The organism is Bacillus sp. ISL-55, from assembly GCF_018613155.1.
GTDB lineage: Bacteria > Bacillota > Bacilli > Bacillales > Cytobacillaceae > Mesobacillus.
In genome coordinates, this window is sequence record NZ_JAGGQU010000006.1 from 149,609 (window position 1) to 166,105 (window position 16,497).

General features: G+C 41.4%; 14 protein-coding genes. All 14 read right to left on the minus strand.

Features of this window, described 5'->3' with window-relative positions; genetic code table 11:
- Nucleotides 1-80: 80 nt before the first annotated feature.
- Nucleotides 81-818 carry an SDR family oxidoreductase gene (locus J7E32_RS03540; RefSeq protein WP_214903642.1) on the minus strand — a complete coding sequence of 246 codons (738 nt, stop codon included), beginning with the start codon at nt 816-818 and terminating at the stop codon, nt 81-83.
- Nucleotides 805-2,568, minus strand: coding sequence for a M28 family peptidase (locus J7E32_RS03545; RefSeq protein WP_286182647.1), 1,764 nt, complete (start codon nt 2,566-2,568; stop codon nt 805-807). Before J7E32_RS03545 ends, J7E32_RS03540 begins: the two co-directional genes overlap by 14 nt.
- Entirely contained in the window at nt 2,546-3,118 is a 573-nt protein-coding gene (locus J7E32_RS03550) for a GNAT family N-acetyltransferase (protein ID WP_214903645.1), read from the minus strand. The genes J7E32_RS03545 and J7E32_RS03550 overlap by 23 nt, the downstream gene beginning before the upstream one ends.
- A 254-nt stretch (nt 3,119-3,372) precedes the next feature.
- The gene (locus tag J7E32_RS03555; RefSeq protein WP_214903647.1) at nt 3,373-4,983 is read right to left on the minus strand and encodes an ABC transporter substrate-binding protein; all 1,611 of its coding nucleotides are present in this window, start codon (nt 4,981-4,983) and stop codon (nt 3,373-3,375) included.
- Between the two features lie 16 nt (nt 4,984-4,999).
- On the minus strand, nt 5,000-6,043 hold the full coding sequence (locus J7E32_RS03560) for a ketopantoate reductase family protein (protein ID WP_214903650.1): 1,044 nt from the start codon (nt 6,041-6,043) through the stop codon (nt 5,000-5,002).
- A 69-nt stretch (nt 6,044-6,112) separates the two neighbouring features.
- Entirely contained in the window at nt 6,113-7,357 is a 1,245-nt protein-coding gene (locus J7E32_RS03565) for a polysaccharide deacetylase family protein (protein WP_214903653.1), read from the minus strand.
- A 13-nt stretch (nt 7,358-7,370) separates the two neighbouring features.
- On the minus strand, nt 7,371-8,096 hold the full coding sequence (locus J7E32_RS03570; RefSeq protein WP_214903656.1) for a creatininase family protein: 726 nt from the start codon (nt 8,094-8,096) through the stop codon (nt 7,371-7,373).
- A gap of 18 nt (nt 8,097-8,114) precedes the next feature.
- Complete coding sequence (locus J7E32_RS03575) at nt 8,115-9,254, minus strand: M20 family metallopeptidase (protein ID WP_214903659.1); 1,140 nt, start codon at nt 9,252-9,254, stop codon at nt 8,115-8,117.
- Nucleotides 9,247-10,584, minus strand: a complete 1,338-nt coding sequence (locus tag J7E32_RS03580; protein WP_214903661.1) for an amidase — start codon at nt 10,582-10,584, stop codon at nt 9,247-9,249. Before J7E32_RS03580 ends, J7E32_RS03575 begins: the two co-directional genes overlap by 8 nt.
- A 164-nt stretch (nt 10,585-10,748) precedes the next feature.
- Entirely contained in the window at nt 10,749-12,389 is a 1,641-nt protein-coding gene (locus J7E32_RS03585; RefSeq protein WP_214903664.1) for an ABC transporter substrate-binding protein, read from the minus strand.
- Nucleotides 12,390-12,470: 81 nt separating this feature from the next.
- The gene (nikC, locus tag J7E32_RS03590) at nt 12,471-13,289 is read right to left on the minus strand and encodes a nickel transporter permease (RefSeq protein WP_214903666.1); all 819 of its coding nucleotides are present in this window, start codon (nt 13,287-13,289) and stop codon (nt 12,471-12,473) included.
- A 204-nt stretch (nt 13,290-13,493) separates the two neighbouring features.
- Complete coding sequence (locus J7E32_RS03595; protein ID WP_214903669.1) at nt 13,494-14,507, minus strand: ABC transporter permease; 1,014 nt, start codon at nt 14,505-14,507, stop codon at nt 13,494-13,496.
- A 19-nt stretch (nt 14,508-14,526) separates the two neighbouring features.
- The gene (locus tag J7E32_RS03600) at nt 14,527-15,522 is read right to left on the minus strand and encodes an ABC transporter ATP-binding protein (protein WP_214903684.1); all 996 of its coding nucleotides are present in this window, start codon (nt 15,520-15,522) and stop codon (nt 14,527-14,529) included.
- On the minus strand, nt 15,476-16,492 hold the full coding sequence (locus tag J7E32_RS03605; RefSeq protein WP_214903687.1) for an ABC transporter ATP-binding protein: 1,017 nt from the start codon (nt 16,490-16,492) through the stop codon (nt 15,476-15,478). The genes J7E32_RS03600 and J7E32_RS03605 overlap by 47 nt, the downstream gene beginning before the upstream one ends.
- Between the last annotated feature and the right edge of the window lie 5 nt (nt 16,493-16,497).

The following is a 16,497-nucleotide window of genomic DNA, read 5'->3' on the forward strand; positions in this document are numbered from 1 at the left end:
TTCGTTACCTATTCGGGATAAATATAGGATATCCCTTTATGAAAATAGAAAAAGCAGATCTAAAAGACCTGCTTCCTTCATTAACCCTGGTTCGTTGGCCTAATGATGATTTCATTCACAGCAACTGAGGCAGGCTGTGAAAGAGCATAATGAACTGCGTTGGCAATATCTTCACTCCGTATAGAAGGAAGATCCGGGTTCTCAAAAATAGGCTTTACTTCTGGGTCAACAATTAAATCTGCTAGCTCAGTATCAACAACTCCAGGTGAGATTGTAGTGGTCCTGATATTCGATTTGGTCAACTCTTTATTAAGTCCCTCCATAATCACCCTGGCAGCAAACTTTGTTGCACAATAAACAGTTCCTGATGGGAAGATTCCATGTCCTGCAACGGAAGCTGTCGTGATGATGTGACCACTGTTTTTTTCAAGCATATGAGGAAGTACAGCACTTACACCATGTAAAACTCCTTTAATGTTGACATCAATCATTTGATCCCATTCTTCCACTCTATTATTTTTCATATAGGAAAGCGGCATGATTCCAGCATTATTAAAAAGCACATCAATTTGGCCGAAATGATCCAGTGTGAAACCAGCCAATTTTTTAACCTCATCCAATGAAGTGACATCCGTTACTTTATAAACAGCAGTTCCGCCAAGTGATTGTATTTCCTCTGAAAGCTCCTGCAATCGTTCTTCTCTCCTTGCGGCAAGAACAATTTTCGCACCTTCACTTGCTAATTTAACGGCAGTAGCACGACCGATCCCACTGCTAGCCCCTGTGATAATTACGACTTTATTTTTAATTGCCGACATAATTGCCACTCCTTTTTTTATTAAAAGTTAATAAATTATGAGCCTCTTTAAGTGCATTTTTCAATAAATAATTTACTTTATTAACCTGTCTGTTTATAGAGGTGTTCAACAAATAATACTCATGTGTCCCCTTCTCCAAGGAAGCCATTCTATTAATTGAAGAGAGCGAGGGAACTGGCAATAAACCAACAGCCGGATCATGTTCGAAAAGGTCATTACTTACATAATTAAGAGGAACAATACTACGTGAAATTGCCATGATTCTCTTATTGATTTCCTTCTGATCTTCAACCAACGGGCCAGAAGTTGGTAAAGTAGATTGCACCTTCATGATTACTTCTTCAAGTTCATTTAAACGTTCCAAGGTTAAGTCCAGATTCACTTTATCTCCTGCTGTTTCTTGATATTTTTTTATTGTAACTTTGATTTCTTGAACCGCAGCCAATTGGTTGATCGGCACAATTGGATCGGTTAAAACTTTATAGATTGAGAGAGCATAGATTTCACAATCGCGCTTTAAATTGGCCGGATCGATTTTATCAATTGTGTCTTCAACGGTATGCCACCACCAACCGAATCCTCCTGCCTCCTTACCCGCAAAAACTTGAAACACTTTCTGGGACATCGGATCATTAGATAATCGTTGTTCTGACATTCCCATATACAGGGAAGGAACTCCCGCTCCCCAAAAAGATTGGTCAGCGTACTTTCCATATCTGCTTCCTATATAATCTTGACCAGCTAATTCCTTCACATAGAGAGACGCAATATCTTTAGTTTCACTCATGCAGTTACTCTCGCTCAGGATAGTAGCTCCTTTGCCTCCGACAGAATCAACATAGAAATGCATGACGCAATTCTCGTGGATTTCTTCCCATTGCAGATCACAGTAGGCTTGTGAACCAGCGTATCTGCCATGAGAATGTCCTGACCAAAAAGCAAAACGAATCGATCGTTTCATTTGCTCTTTATATTTTGAAAGCACTCTTGCTACCTCTAGCATCGTCGCATTTGCAGATCCGTTATCCATGGCTCCGTAATGCCACGAATCGATATGGCCGCTGAATAAGACAAAATGCTCTGGTTCTTCTTCCCCTTTAATGTCGGCGATTAACGTTGGGATTTGCGTCCATTTTGTTTCAACCTCGGTATGTAATGCTACCTGGCCCCTGCCTTCAGCAATCGACTTTTTTAGGATTTCACCAGAGTCATCATTTACTGAAACGACAGGAATCTTCGGCATTTGTGAGATATTTTCGGCAGTGGGACTTCCCCAAACAGTTGAAACAATCATTTCATGCGTATAAGGTCCATTTATAAAGATGACGGCAAGGGTTCCAGCACCACAAAGCTTTCCTATAACTTCTGGACTTGCAATTCCTTCTACTACACAAATCTTCCCTTTGCAGAGAGAAAGCTTTTCATCTGAATAATCCCCAATATAAACGGAGTCACTACTTATCCCGCTCTCCTTTGTGGACGGTGCCATTGAGTGAGTAATACAAGGCACATCGATATCCCCAATCTTTAAACTAGCTTTACGAGGAAGTGAAATGTACGCTTCGTGAAAAGAAAGTTCAGTCTCTAGCCCAAAGCTTTCCAAAGTCTGTTGGGCAAACTTGAACGCACGAAGCTCTTCTTCAGATCCTGACAGCCTTACCTCTTTTGCAATTTCCCTGTTATAATTCATTAGTTGATTTGCATCTATGTGGGAAATTATTTCTCTTTCAATCACCGTCAAATTTTCCAAGGTTATCCCTCCCATTTCCTGTTAATACTGAACTCCATTCTCGATCCAAAATACTCATCTCGTAATAACTCCAATAATCGTTCCCAATTCTTGATGCTTCTCTAATCAATCCCTCTGTTCGAAAACCGATTTTCTGATAGAGTTTAAGAGCTGGGGAATTGAAATCATATACAGCAAGGCTCACCTTATGAAGCCCGAATTTTAGAAATGCAATGTTTAACAGCTTATTGACCATGTAAGGAGCTAAGCCCTTGCCTTTCATCTCCTTATCCCCAATTAGGACTCGACACATTCTCGCATTTCTATTATGAAGATTGATTGAACCTAGCGAAATGTGCCCGATTACCTTCGATGATTCAACGTGAACAACCTTAAAAGCCTGAATCTCTGAACCTTCTTTATTTGCTTCACCCAAATATTTAATGAGCTGTTGGTGAGTCAGCGGATAGGTAAATCCTGTCCCGCTCCATTGCAGTAAAAATTCAGGACTATCAATCCAAGTTATAAGTTGTGGGATGTCTTCTTCTGTGAAATATTTTAATTCGATCATGTTGATGAGCCTCTTTCACTTTAATATGATTCTCAAACAGTCTTCCTATTGACTACAAAAAAGGATTAAATGACCTATGCTTCTTCATAAATTTAAGATTATTAGGAGAAAAGAGCTTGCACACTTAATACCGAACTACAAAATAACAATTTTCACGTTATAATCGGCTTTAGGATTTTAACAACAATCTTTACGAAAACAGCCATATGAATGAAAGGAGCAGGTTTAACCTTTCAAAACCTGCCCTTTCATATTTATTTGGATATTTTATGGAAAGGCACATACCATGTATTCATTGGATTCATTTCATATCCTTTTACATAATCCTTTACAGGCGCGCTTTCCATCGTTTGCGCTATGAAGGCGTAAGGAATTTCTTCTGCCATGATTTTCTGAACGTCTTCATATAATTCTTCGCGTTTTGCTTCATCAACACTAGTTCGTGCTTCTTCTAACAGTTGATCAACTTGTTTATTGTCATAGAATGCTGTGTTAAAGCCCGGCCCTTTACTTGAGGAATGCGCAAAATACCATAAGTTATAATCAGGGTCTGCAAAGTCTGGTGTCCACGCGCCTAACGAAATATTATGGTTTCCTGAAGTTATTAAATCTAGATAAGTAGGCCACGCGTATTCTTTTATAGTTACTTTTGCACCAATCTTTGCCAAATCTGATTGGATAGTCACGGCCATGTTTTTATAAACCTCGTCATTTTCTGAAATTGAAATTTCAAATTCAAGCCTATCTTTATAACCAGCCTCTTCGATAAATTGTTTTGCTTTTTCTAAATCATAAAGATATAGAGGAGTATCCTTAGCAAAACCGAACATACCCTTAGGAACTGCAGAGTTAACCCTAAATGCATTCCCAAGATAGATATTTTCTATTATCGCTTCATAGTTAACAGCATGGACAAACGCCTTTCTAATAAGAGGATTATCAAATGGAGCTTTCGACATGTTCATGTCTCCAAATACTAGTTTGTAGCTTGGAGAAGAATGAACTTTGATCCCATTTTTGCCGTCCATTTCTTCCAGAGTCGATGGAGATATAGTGGTAGTGTCCAGCATATCCACTTCACCTTTTTCCAGCATGATCCTTGCTGTCGATGCTTCTGGAATAACCAGTATATTGACTTTCTTCAAAGTTGGTTTTTCTCCCCAATAGTCTTCTTTTGCAGTTAAGACAAGTTTCTGCCCTCGTTCCCAGCTTTCAAGTTTATAGGGTCCAGATCCCATTTCTTTATCAGCAAGGTATTCTTCACCTAGGTCTTCCCCCTCATGTTCAGCTAGTTTCGGATTGACTATATTCGCATAAACAGTTCCTAAAGTTTTAAGAAATGGAGCATATGGATGTTTGAGATTGATAGTGATCGTATGATCATCGACAATTTCGAAACTATCTTCATCAATCACTTTTTTAAACTGTCCCGCTGCTGATTTACCTACTTTTAATGCTCTTAAGTATGAATATTTAACCGCTTCTGCAGTAACGGTACTACCATCATGAAACTTTGCGTCCTTTCTTAAATGGAAAGTATAACTCAGTCCATTATTTGCAATGTCCCATTTTTCCGCCAACATTGGAGTAATTTCTGTGGTGGTACCATCATAATTAACAAGTCGATCATAGAGCATATAAGTTATTCTAAAAGATGTATTTGCTCCAGTTCCGTGAGGATCTAAGTGAGGTATATCCTGATTCGTTGCAAAATTGAAGACTTCACTGGCAGTGTCAGCTGGTGACTTGTCTTTTTGATCATTCGATTTTGTTGTTGCCTCTTCATTGTATTTATTACACCCAGCTATTAATAAGACTGAACAAAGCAGCAATATAAATAATACAAAAGGTTGACTATTTTTCATCCCCAAACCCCTCTCTTCATTTGCTTAGTACATCATCCTCATATACCTTTTTCAAATCCATAAGATTATCCCATGACATTTGCTTGGCCCCTTTCTCTAACTCTTTTATTCTTTCAATTACAAATTTAGTTAGAGGGAAGGACAAATTATGCTGTTTGCCAATCTCTAATATTGGAACTAAATCAAAATCTACTTCTGTCTTTCGCCTCCTTATGGCAATGTCCCGCCAAATCCCGCTTTTTTGTTTTTTATTCTGTGACATCCAAAACGAAATCCGGTCAAATTCTTCATTTAGCAAGTCTGTGTTTTGATTGTCTCTCGGATAAATTAGTTCTGGCTTCCATACGTCAAAAGAAATGACATTCACACTCTTTATATGTGCTGCTTCAAGTACTTCAGCACAAAGTTCAATAAGTGCAGGCCTGAATTCTTTTCTCTCAACAACATTTGCCATTGTTTCATCCACAAGAGCGGTTGCATATAATAAGGCTGCATAGGATAACTTGCTCCATAAGTAACCCTTAATATTATTCGTTTCTTTTACTGGTCCCCAATGTTCCAATATCTTTTTTAATTCTTTCAATCTATCGGTAGATGCCCCGTTAAATTCTCCTATCGCAACAGAGGATACTCCACCATACAAAATACGTCCTGGCTCAAGATAATCTGCCGAAAAGTTGACAAAACAGCATAGTGGCTCAGAAACCTTCTTGTATTTAGGAACTTTTAAGTCTATTAATCCGTTTTGAAAGGATACAATTGTTGTGTCTTTGTTAATCAATTGGTGGACCTGGTCCAATGCCTGTTGAGCATGGTGGGCCTTCGTGCAAATAAAAACCCAATCAAGCTGCTTGTTTCTTGCTATCAATTCTTCTGGGGTATAAGCTTCTCCTTTCACTACAAATTCTTCTGCCGGACCCTCTATTCTTAATCCTTTATACCTGATGTGATTTACATGATCTTGCTCAATATCACAGAAAACTATATTTACACCAGCTTTCACGATATAAGCGCCAAGAACTCCTCCAATAGCACCCGAGCCAATAATCGTTATTTCCATTCATTCACCTCCGCTTACTGATTATATTTTTTTGAAGGTGAAGCTCCCAAAAACCTCACCTTCAGTCTTCTATTGTTTCAATGTGTCAAAAGCATTGAATTCTTTTCCGTTCAGCTTGCTGATCGCTTTGATAAAAGTATTGGTTGTATGTGGTGTATCAAAAAGAATGGAGAAATACTCTTCGCGTTTTTCTTTAGGAGTTTCTTTATAGGCGTTACCTACCATCCAGCGGCCATAAAAGTAACAAGGGAAATATGTTTTTTGGATTGGGTCTGAGAAGAATCGGAAGGCATTGTTTGCTTCAATTTCGGTAATGCCGCCTTTGTTGATTAAATAATCTATTGCTTCTTCCTTTGATACCTGGCCGAGGTTATACATATAGCAGGCGTTTGTTGTAAACATCCTTTGATAGTCAAGGAAATTCCTTGCAAGCAAGTATTGTTGTTTTTGTTCATCTGTCACCCCAGGTGTTTCTTCGTTTACATCATCCCAGCCAAGGAAGCTTAATGCTGTTTCAGGTCCACCTTCAAACAATGCATTGGTAGGACTGTTGATTAAGTAGTAAGAGGCCTCAAGTGGAAGCTTTCCCTGCTGAAATAAGTAATCCCATCGGCAATAGAACGCCTGGTGTCCAGGATAGCCTTCATGCGTCATGATTTGTGCAAGGATCGGTTCTGTCCATGGACGGTCAATATTGAAGGTTAAGTTTCCGCGGTAGCTGCCGGTATATTTGGAATACCCGCTCCAGAACACTCCCCTGATTGGCTTGATCCAATCAATCCCGTCCTCTTCTGGCAGGCCGATTACCCTTTTCAAAGTCCCTTGCTTGCTGTTTTCACGGAAGTTTTCTGCTACTGTTGTCACCTGTTCAGGATCAATCAATGTATCTGAACGCCAGGCAGTAGCTTTTTCAAATAGACTTCCTTTGTACCCAAGGTCTGTCAGCCCTTTTTCAACCAGCTCCCTAGCATGTTCTAGCTGTTGGTCAGTTATCAAGGTGGATGGCAGCTCCTGGATGTTCGCAATCAGTTCTTCATAGGGAACATTGTCACCCTGCAAGCTTCGAGCAAAATAGCGAAACCCATTCGCCATTGCTCTCATATATACTCCTTCATGTCCTTCTGTCGTTTTGAGTGCACGTTCTACTTCATCCAAAGCATCACCAATTTCATCAAAGTCAGAAAGTGTCGGCTTCACATGACTGTAACTTGCTGTGGCAACCTCCTGGCTGTGTAACTTTTGTGCTTGTTCATTCAAACTAACAACGATATCCACGATTTTTTCCCCAACTGGTTCATCCGTCCATCTCAACATTTTCTTTTCCTCCTTAATTGACCGATTCATATGCCACTCTCCATAGATCCTCAATATCAGATAAGACAAGCTCCAGCATCATTTCATATAATCTTTCGCCTTTTTCAGCTGTTGCCGCGCCAGCATTGCCTAGATAGCCATCCTTAAAAAGCTGCTTTCCTGATTTTTCATACTTGATTTTCGGATTCATATTTACCTGATGGTCACCAGCAAGACTAGGATCCGCAAGCTTCTCATCAATGGCAAGAATTAATGAAGTCTCGTCTTCTCCACCATGGCCAGGTCCTTTTGTGATTTCTAGGATTTGCTCCCGGTAATCCACCCACCAATTGATGGTTAAAACCTTGATCCCTAGGTCAGCAAGCTTTTCGGCTACAGTCGTCAAGCTTGGAATATTGCCTCCGTGCCCGTTGAACAAGACAATTTGTTCAAAACCGTTCCGATGAAACTCCTTCCCAATTTCATAGACATATTGAGAAAAGGCCTCAGCAGAAATATCAATCGTTCCTTCAAATGGAGCTAGACCCCAAGAATGACCGTAAGCAACTTCAGGAGCCATCAATACTCGGTCTCCAATCCTCTGGTCAAGCCGTCGGACAAACTCACGTGGAATCCATACATCCGTTCCGAGTGAACAATGAGGTCCATGCATTTCAATCATCCCAATTGGCAGCAATACAGTGTCTAGAGACTTTTTTATCTCTTTGAATTTAGAAGCTGTTAAATCCATCATGTACATAATGCAAGCCCTCCCGTCTTATTTGTTTGCATATCTTTGGATAATCTCAGCCAGCAGTGCAGATCTGTATGGGAGATTAGATAAATCAACATGCTCCTTCTCTGTGTGGGCTCCATCGCCAAGCGGGCCCAGCCCATCGATAGTCGGGATGCCAATCCCTGAGGTAAAGTTGCCGTCACTCGCTCCCCCTGATGACCCTTCCTTCAGTACATATCCGTGTGATGAAGCAATCCCCTTCAGATCCTCATATAATTGAATCACAGCCTCCGTCCGTTCAAGAGGATATCGGTCGATTTCCCCAAGAACCTCGACCTTTGTTCCTTTTACAAAAACAGGCCTGTTCAATATTGCTTCTGAAATCCTTTCTGCCTGAGCCTTTTTAGTGATCCGAACATCAATTTCTGCAACTGCTTCCTTAGCAATGACATTCCCTCGGGTTCCGCCATTCACGACACCGACATTAACCGAAATTCCTTCCTCGCGATTTTCTAGTTTCTTCAGATCCAGTATTTGATAAGCGAGCTCTTCGATTGCACTGGCACCATCCCACGCATTGATCCCTGCATGCCCGGAAACCCCTTCCACTTTCATTAGGAACTGCGCGGCTCCTTTTCTTTCGGTTTTTACAGCACCATCCGGGCCGATACTTGATTCCGGGACAAATACGACGGAGCTTTTTTCTGCTTCTGCTAGGATGATTTCCTTTGAATGGGTACTTCCTACTTCCTCATCTGTAGTTACCAGGAAGGTGATTTTCCTGTTTAGCAGAGCACCCGTTTCCTTCAATGCCTTTATTGCCCATATTGTAATCGTAAGGCCGCCTTTCATATCAAAGACCCCTGGGCCATAAAGCAGGTTTCCTTCCTGTTTTATTTCTAGTGCCCCCACATCCCAAACTGTGTCCATGTGGCCAATTACCAAAATCTGCCCTTCCTCGCCTCCTGTTCCATATGTAAATTTGTATTGATTTCCTACTTCAGTTTTTTCAATCATTTCAACTGAACTGCCTACCAGTCTCTGGTATTCCTCTCTGAGGATCTTACCGCACTCATCCACCAGTGCTTTTGTATGGGAAGGAGATTCGGCTTTTGTCAACCTAAGCAAAGTGTCAGTGATGGAGGTACTGTGTTCCTTAAGGTAATTTAAAATATCAGACATTCATTTTGATTCCTTTCATTGATTTGGCCAACAGTTTTTCTAGTTTAGCTGCTGTTTCAATCAGTCTTTTGTCGTCAAAACGTCTTCCTACAAGCTGCAGTCCAACAGGAAGATTATTCTTTGTAAAACCTGCGTTAATCGTAATAGCTGGATGTCCTGTAACATTGAATAACCCGGTAAATTTCATTTCGTTATCTTCCTCAAGGGCTGGGTCCTCTTCAGGTGCAGGATAAGGAACAGTTGGCATGAGCAAAAAATCTATGTTTTCCAATACCCCATCCACATCCTTTCTCGCACTCACTAATTCATTTTTCGCTTTCAAGTAATCAAGAGTCCGATGTTCAAGACCAGCTTCGATTTGTTTATAAGTTAAAGGAGCATACCCATCTTTCCTCGGAAGCCATTTTTCATGAATTGAAGCCGCTTCCGGTAAAAGCACATTCATAACGATCTCTTCTGTAAAATAAAAGTACTTCAACTCAATTTCCTGTACATTCCATCCAAGTTTCTTTACCTGTTCCAATGCATTGATATAAATGCTTGCTACCTCTTCTTTAATATCTGAAATCTGGTCAGCTGGAAGGATTCCGATATTCACATTTTCATTTTTCCGTAGTTTTGCAGAGTGAAAACCCGGTACAAGTGCTTCCATAACAACCATTAAATCTTCCGAAGTTTTAGCCATCGGACCGGCATGATCAAGTGAGGGCGATAATGGAAATACGCCATCAATCGGCAGCAAACCATATGTCGGTTTAAGACCAGCAATCCCACAATAAGAAGCAGGGATTCTTATTGATCCTCCCGTATCTGAACCCAGTGAAAATAACCCAATCCCGGCAGCTACCGATGCAGCCGAACCACCGCTAGATCCTCCAGCAGTCTTTGTCACATTCCACGGATTGTTTGTCTGCCCATAATCCGGGTGAACAATTCCATAGGCAAACTCCAGCATATTCGTTTTACCAATGAGAATTCCACCGCAATTCTGCAAAATTGATACCAGGGGCGCTGTGTAATCAGGTATATAATCCTTCAAAATTCGGGATCCGCACGTTGTCCTGACTCCCTTTGTAAAATAGAGATCTTTCACGCTATATGGAATGCCAAATAAAATATGCCTCTCTTCATTTCTTGAAAAAGCAGCCTCAGCTTCTTTCGCTGCTTCCATAGCTTCAGATTCCAGGATCGTAATAAAGCTGCTCAGTTCAAGGTCAACTTCTTTAAGCCTTTCAAAAGTGCTTCCGATTAACTCAACCGGTGAAAGTTCTTTTCGCCTGTATAAATCAGCTACTTGCAAAATTGATAAATCAAACAACTGCTCCATCATTCACCACCTGCGGCTGTTATAGGATCTGTCGGCCAGTACTGAAATCTGAAAAGCACAATCGAACCATCTTCCATGTTCTCAATCTTTCACACTGTCCTAACACCTAAGTTTGATTTGAATAAAACGACCGCATACAATAAAGTCCTGCGGTCGTTTTACTGGAGTTATTCTTTCGTCATCTTCTGGAACGGAACATACCATGTGTTCATTGGGTTGATTTCATACCCTTTCACCCATGATCTTTGAGTAGCCTGAACAAGACGCTGTGCAGGGAAGATATATGGTACTTCTTCGCTCATGACTGACTGGATTTCCTTGTAGATTTCCTCGCGTCTGCCTTCATCTACAGTCTTTCGGCCTTCCTCCAATAGCTGATCGACTTTGCTGTTTTCATAGAACGCAAGGTTGAATCCTGGACCTTTGCTAGTAGAATGAGCAAAGTACCAGAGGTTGTAATCCGGGTCTGCATAATCTGGTGTCCATGCTGCCAGTGCTAATTGATGGCCTCCTGAAGTGACAGTTTCAAGGAATGTCGGCCATGCCAATGTCTTGATTTTCAGGTCAACGCCAATCTTTTTGAAGTCAGATTGCATCATGACTGCAATATTCTTACGGACTTCATTATTCTCGGAAATGAGGATTTCCGTTTCAAAACCGTCTCCCAGTCCTGCTTCCTCCAGAAGTGCTTTTGCTTTATCAAGGTCAAAATCATATTGCTTCACATCAGGGTTATAACCAAACATTCCTTCAGGGATGATTCCGCCGATACGCTTACCAGCTCCAAGAAGAATATCATTATTGATAGAATCGTAGTTTACAGCGTGTGCCAATGCCTGGCGCACCTTCACATTATCAAGAGGTTTCTTCTCCATGTTAATCGCGATATCGTCAATCTGATATCCAGGCTGTGTGATGATGTCGATTCCTTCCGTACCTTCCATCTGCTTCATGACATCAGGTGAAAGCATAGAATAATCCAGCAAATCTACTTCGCCTTTTTCAAGCATTAATCTTGCAGTTGAAGGCTCGTTGACAATCATGATGTTGACAGTTTTTAATTTAGGTACTTCTCCCCAGTAATTCTCATTTGCTTTTAAAACCATCTTCTGGCCGCGATCCCAGCTTTCAAGAATGTATGGTCCAGAACCATATCCCTTATCTGCAAGGTAACTTTCACCTAAATCATCGCCGTGATTTTCAGCAAGCTTTGGATTGACGATATTGGCAAAAACAGTACCAAGTGTTTTGATGAAAGGTGCAAATGGCTTTTCAAGAGTAATCTTAATTGTATGGTCGTCAACAATCTCGAAGCTATCCTTTGAGATAACTTTTTTAAACTGTCCAGCAGCCGATTTTCCAATATCAATTGCACGAGTGAATGAATACTTTACAGCTTCTGCCGTTACTGGAGATCCATCATGGAATTTAGCTTCCTTATTCAGGTAGAAAGTGTAGGTCAAACCATCATCGGAAACATCCCATTTTTCAGCAAGTTGAGGTTTTACTTCAGTGTCTGTTCCATCATAAGTAACGAGACGATCATATAGCATATAAGTTACGCGGAACGAAGTATTAGCAGCAGTGCCATGTGGGTCAAGGTGTGGTATATCCTGGTTGGTGGCGAAATTGAAGACTTCTGGATTACCCGAACCCTGTGGTTCTGCTGGCGTCTCGTTCTTTTCCTCTTTCTTTCCTTCTGCTGGTGTAGTTGTCGTCTCTTGGTTGTACTTATTACATCCAGTCAAAGCAAGTAACAGTATCAGGGCCATGGTCATCACTTTAAATAAGATACTCTTCCTCTTCATTTGTTTCCCCCCAGATTTTTAATGGATTTTTTACTTGCAAAGCTTTAAAAGGCAAGAATCACCCCTTTCAAAGAAATGTAATTACCTGTTTTTAGGGTCTAGCAGATCTCTCATGCCGTCACCCAATAAGTTAAAACCTAAGACTGTCAACAGGATTGCTAAACCTGGGAAGGTCGCTGCCCACCAGGCATCCCGCAGTATTTCTCTGCTCGAGGATAGCATTGCTCCCCACTCAGGTGATGGAGGCTGGGCTCCCAAGCCGATAAAACTTAGTCCAGCTGCAGCCAGGATGACGAATCCTAAATCAAGGCTCGCCTGGATGCTTGCAGGAGCAATCGCGTTAGGGATGATTTCTTTAAACAGAATCCTAAAAGGGTTTGCTCCGATTGCCTTAGCTGATTCGATAAATTCAGAGCTCTTAATTGACAGGACTGAAGAGCGTACAATCCTTGTATACCAAGGCCACCAGGTAATCGCTAATGCAAGCAGGACATTTTCAATCGATGGTCCGAGAGCAGCAGCAATGGACATTGATAGGATGATTCCCGGGAAGCTAAGAAAAATATCAGTAAGCCTCATGATAATCTGGTCCACCATGCCACCGACATAACCTGCGATGGCTCCAAGGATGGTGCCAATTGGAAATGAGATTAAAACGACCATTAATCCAATTTTTAAAGAGATCCTTGTTCCGAAAATAATCCGGCTTAATATATCTCTACCTACTTCATCCGTCCCGAACCAATGCTCTGAACTTGGCGGCAGCAATTTTTGTCCCAGGTTTACCTCCAAAGGATCCCTAGGCGCTATCCATGGTGCGAATATAGCCAGAATAATGATCATTGCTACCAGGAAAATCCCTAATACTGTTAAAGGACTTTGTAAAATCCGTCTGCCCACTTTTACTGCCTCCTTTTAATCAAGGCTCTTTCTCTAACTTTGTTGCTTTTGGCTACAAAATCGGATTGAATGACCTATTTTTTTGCAAATTTTAAGCCAATTATCAGAAAAGAGCCTGCACACTTAATTCCGAACTACAAAACGGCTTCTTATCACGTTAAAATCGGCCTTAGGATTTTAACAATAATTTTTACGTAAACAGCTTTAATCATAGTTAAGTCGAGGATCGACAACCTGATAGAGTATATCGATAATAAGGTTTACGAGAATGAAGAGTACGGCGATTAAGATCGTGACGGCCATAACAGCTGGAAAATCCAGATATGTTATGGCATTGACCGCATACTTACCAAGACCTGGCCACGAGAACACCGACTCAACAAGGACACTTCCGCCCAGCGAATGGCCAAAGGTCATCCCAAGGAGCGTCATGATCGGCATCATTCCATTTCTCAATGCATGGCCGTAAAGTACTCGCTTTTCTGACCCACCTTTTGCAAAGGCGGTTCTGATGTAATCGCTTCTTAACACTTCCAGCATGGAAGACCTTGTCATTCTAGTAATCATCCCAATGGTTACAGCTGCCTGGGTAATCCCTGGGAGTATTAAATGGATCACTGCCGATTTGAACACTGTCCAATTTCCTGTAAGCAATGCGTCAATCGTGTACATTCCAGTAATCGTCTCTGGAGGGGACAGACCAGTATCCAACCGTCCTGAACCGGGCAGAACCCCGAGCTTCAGATAGAAGAATAAAAGAAAGATGATTCCGAGCCAGAAGGCTGGCATCGCTACCCCGATAAGTGCCATGACCCTTGCAAATTGGTCGGCTACTTTATCCTTCTTGCTCGCACTTATGACACCCAAAGGTATTCCGATTAATATCGTGATAAACATCGAGAAGAATGTTAATTCAAGAGTTGCCGGAAAATATTGTTTGATATCCTCCATTACCGGCTGATGAGAGTAGTTACTGTTACCGAGATCCCCTTGAAGCAAATTTTTCATGTAATTGAAATACTGTACATACACAGGATCATTAAGGCCCATTTTTTCCTGCAGTTCCTCGATTACCTTCGCATCTGCATATGGACCAGCCGCCAAACGAGCGGGATCGCCGGGAATCGTATTCGAGATAAAGAAAGTCAATATACTAATACCAATTAAAATCGGAATCATGAGCAGAATCCTTTTTACCGTGTACCGAAGTGCGTCCACCTACCCCGCCTCCTTTAAGTTAAGAAATATTAATCTTTGTCTTCTCACTCTGCTTAGGATGTACATGTATACATGAAGCCCAGTGACCCATTGCTTTTTCCCTGAGTTCAGGAGATTCCTCTTTACATTCAGGAGTTGCAACAGGACAACGTGTATGAAATGCACAGCCTGTCGGAGGGTTAATTGGACTTGGCAGGTCTCCCTGCAAAATGATTCTGTCTCGCTTTTTTGTCGGATCCGGAATTGGTACAGCTGTCAGCAGTGCCTTTGTATAAGGGTGCAGCGGATTCCTGTACAATTCTTCAACATCAGCGATTTCAACTATTTTTCCTAAATACATAACAGCTACTCTGTCGGAAATATGCTGTACAACAGAAAGGTCATGAGAAATGAACATATAGCTTAAGTTAAGTTCCTTTTGCAAATCCACCATAAGATTCAGAACCTGGGACTGAACCGAAACATCAAGTGCAGATACAGGTTCATCAGCGATAATTAGTTTCGGATTCAAAGTGAGTGCCCGTGCAATCCCGATTCTTTGTCTTTGTCCGCCTGAAAATTCATGCGGATAACGGTCAAGCTGGTCTTTGCGAATGCCAATCTTATCAATCAGACCTTCAACCACTTTCATCCTTTCCTGTCTATTTCCTACACCATGGACGATCAACGGGGTTTCAAGGATCGTACGAACTGTACTTCTTGGGTTTAAGGAAGCATAAGGGTCTTGGAACACAATTTGCATATCCTTCCGCAATTCCTTCATTTCCTTCCTCGGAAGATGGGTAATATTTTTCCCGCCGAAAAAGATATCTCCGGAAGTCGGTTTTATTAACTGGAGGATTGTACGGCCCAGACTTGATTTTCCGCAGCCAGATTCGCCAACAATCCCTAATGTTTCCCCCTGCTCAATGTGGAAGCTTACTCCATCCACCGCTTTCACTTTTTTCTTTTCGCCCAGGAATCCCTTTTTAATTGTGAAGTGTTGCTTCAAGTCCTTCACTTCCAGAAGAGCCATTCATTTCTCCCCCCTTTTCTTCGTATAGCCAGCAAGCTGCAATATGGTCATCTCCTACACTGTTCATTGGAGGGGTCGTACCCTTGCATACTTCCATTGCTGAACTGCAGCGTTCATAGAACCGACAGCCCTTCGGCATTTTATCTGGTGATGGAACCATCCCAGGAATAGAACCAAGCTTTGCTTTTTTAACTCCAAGTTTCGGTATTGATTCTAGAAGACCTTTTGTATAAGGGTGTTTAGGATTGATGAATAGTTCCTTGACATTGGCCTGCTCGACAATTTTGCCGGCATACATAACAATAACGCGGTCACATACCTCAGCAACTACACCGAGGTCATGGGTAATCATAATAATTCCCATCTCGTTAACATCTTTAAGATGGTTCATTAAATCGAGGATTTGTGCTTGAACGGTGACATCAAGAGCAGTTGTTGGTTCATCACAAATCAATAGACTTGGGTTGCATGCCATGGCAACCGCTATCATGATTCTCTGTCTCATCCCGCCAGATAATTGATGAGGATATTCGGAAGCAATTTCATCTGCTCTCGGCAATCCTACTTCATTCAATAGTTCAATCACTCTACGTTTCCGCTGCTCCTTATTTAAATCTGTATGAAGAATCAGTGTCTCTTCAATCTGTCTGCCTACAGTATGAAGAGGGTTCAATGACGTTAGCGGATCCTGGAAAATCATCGCCATTTTATTGCCTCTAATTTTCTCCATTTTCCTCTTTGAATAGGATGTTATATCTTCATGATCAAGTTGAACAACACCTTCAAGCTTCGCTTTTTCAGGTAAAAGGCGCATAACCGATAATGCTGTCATGCTTTTCCCGCAGCCTGACTCACCTACAATCCCTACTGTCTCTCCTTTATTGACCTGAAGAGAAATCCCGTCTAAGATTTTCACGTGTTTTCCATCTCTCTTAAGAGAAAGTGACACGTTATTCAGTTCTAGTAACATATAAA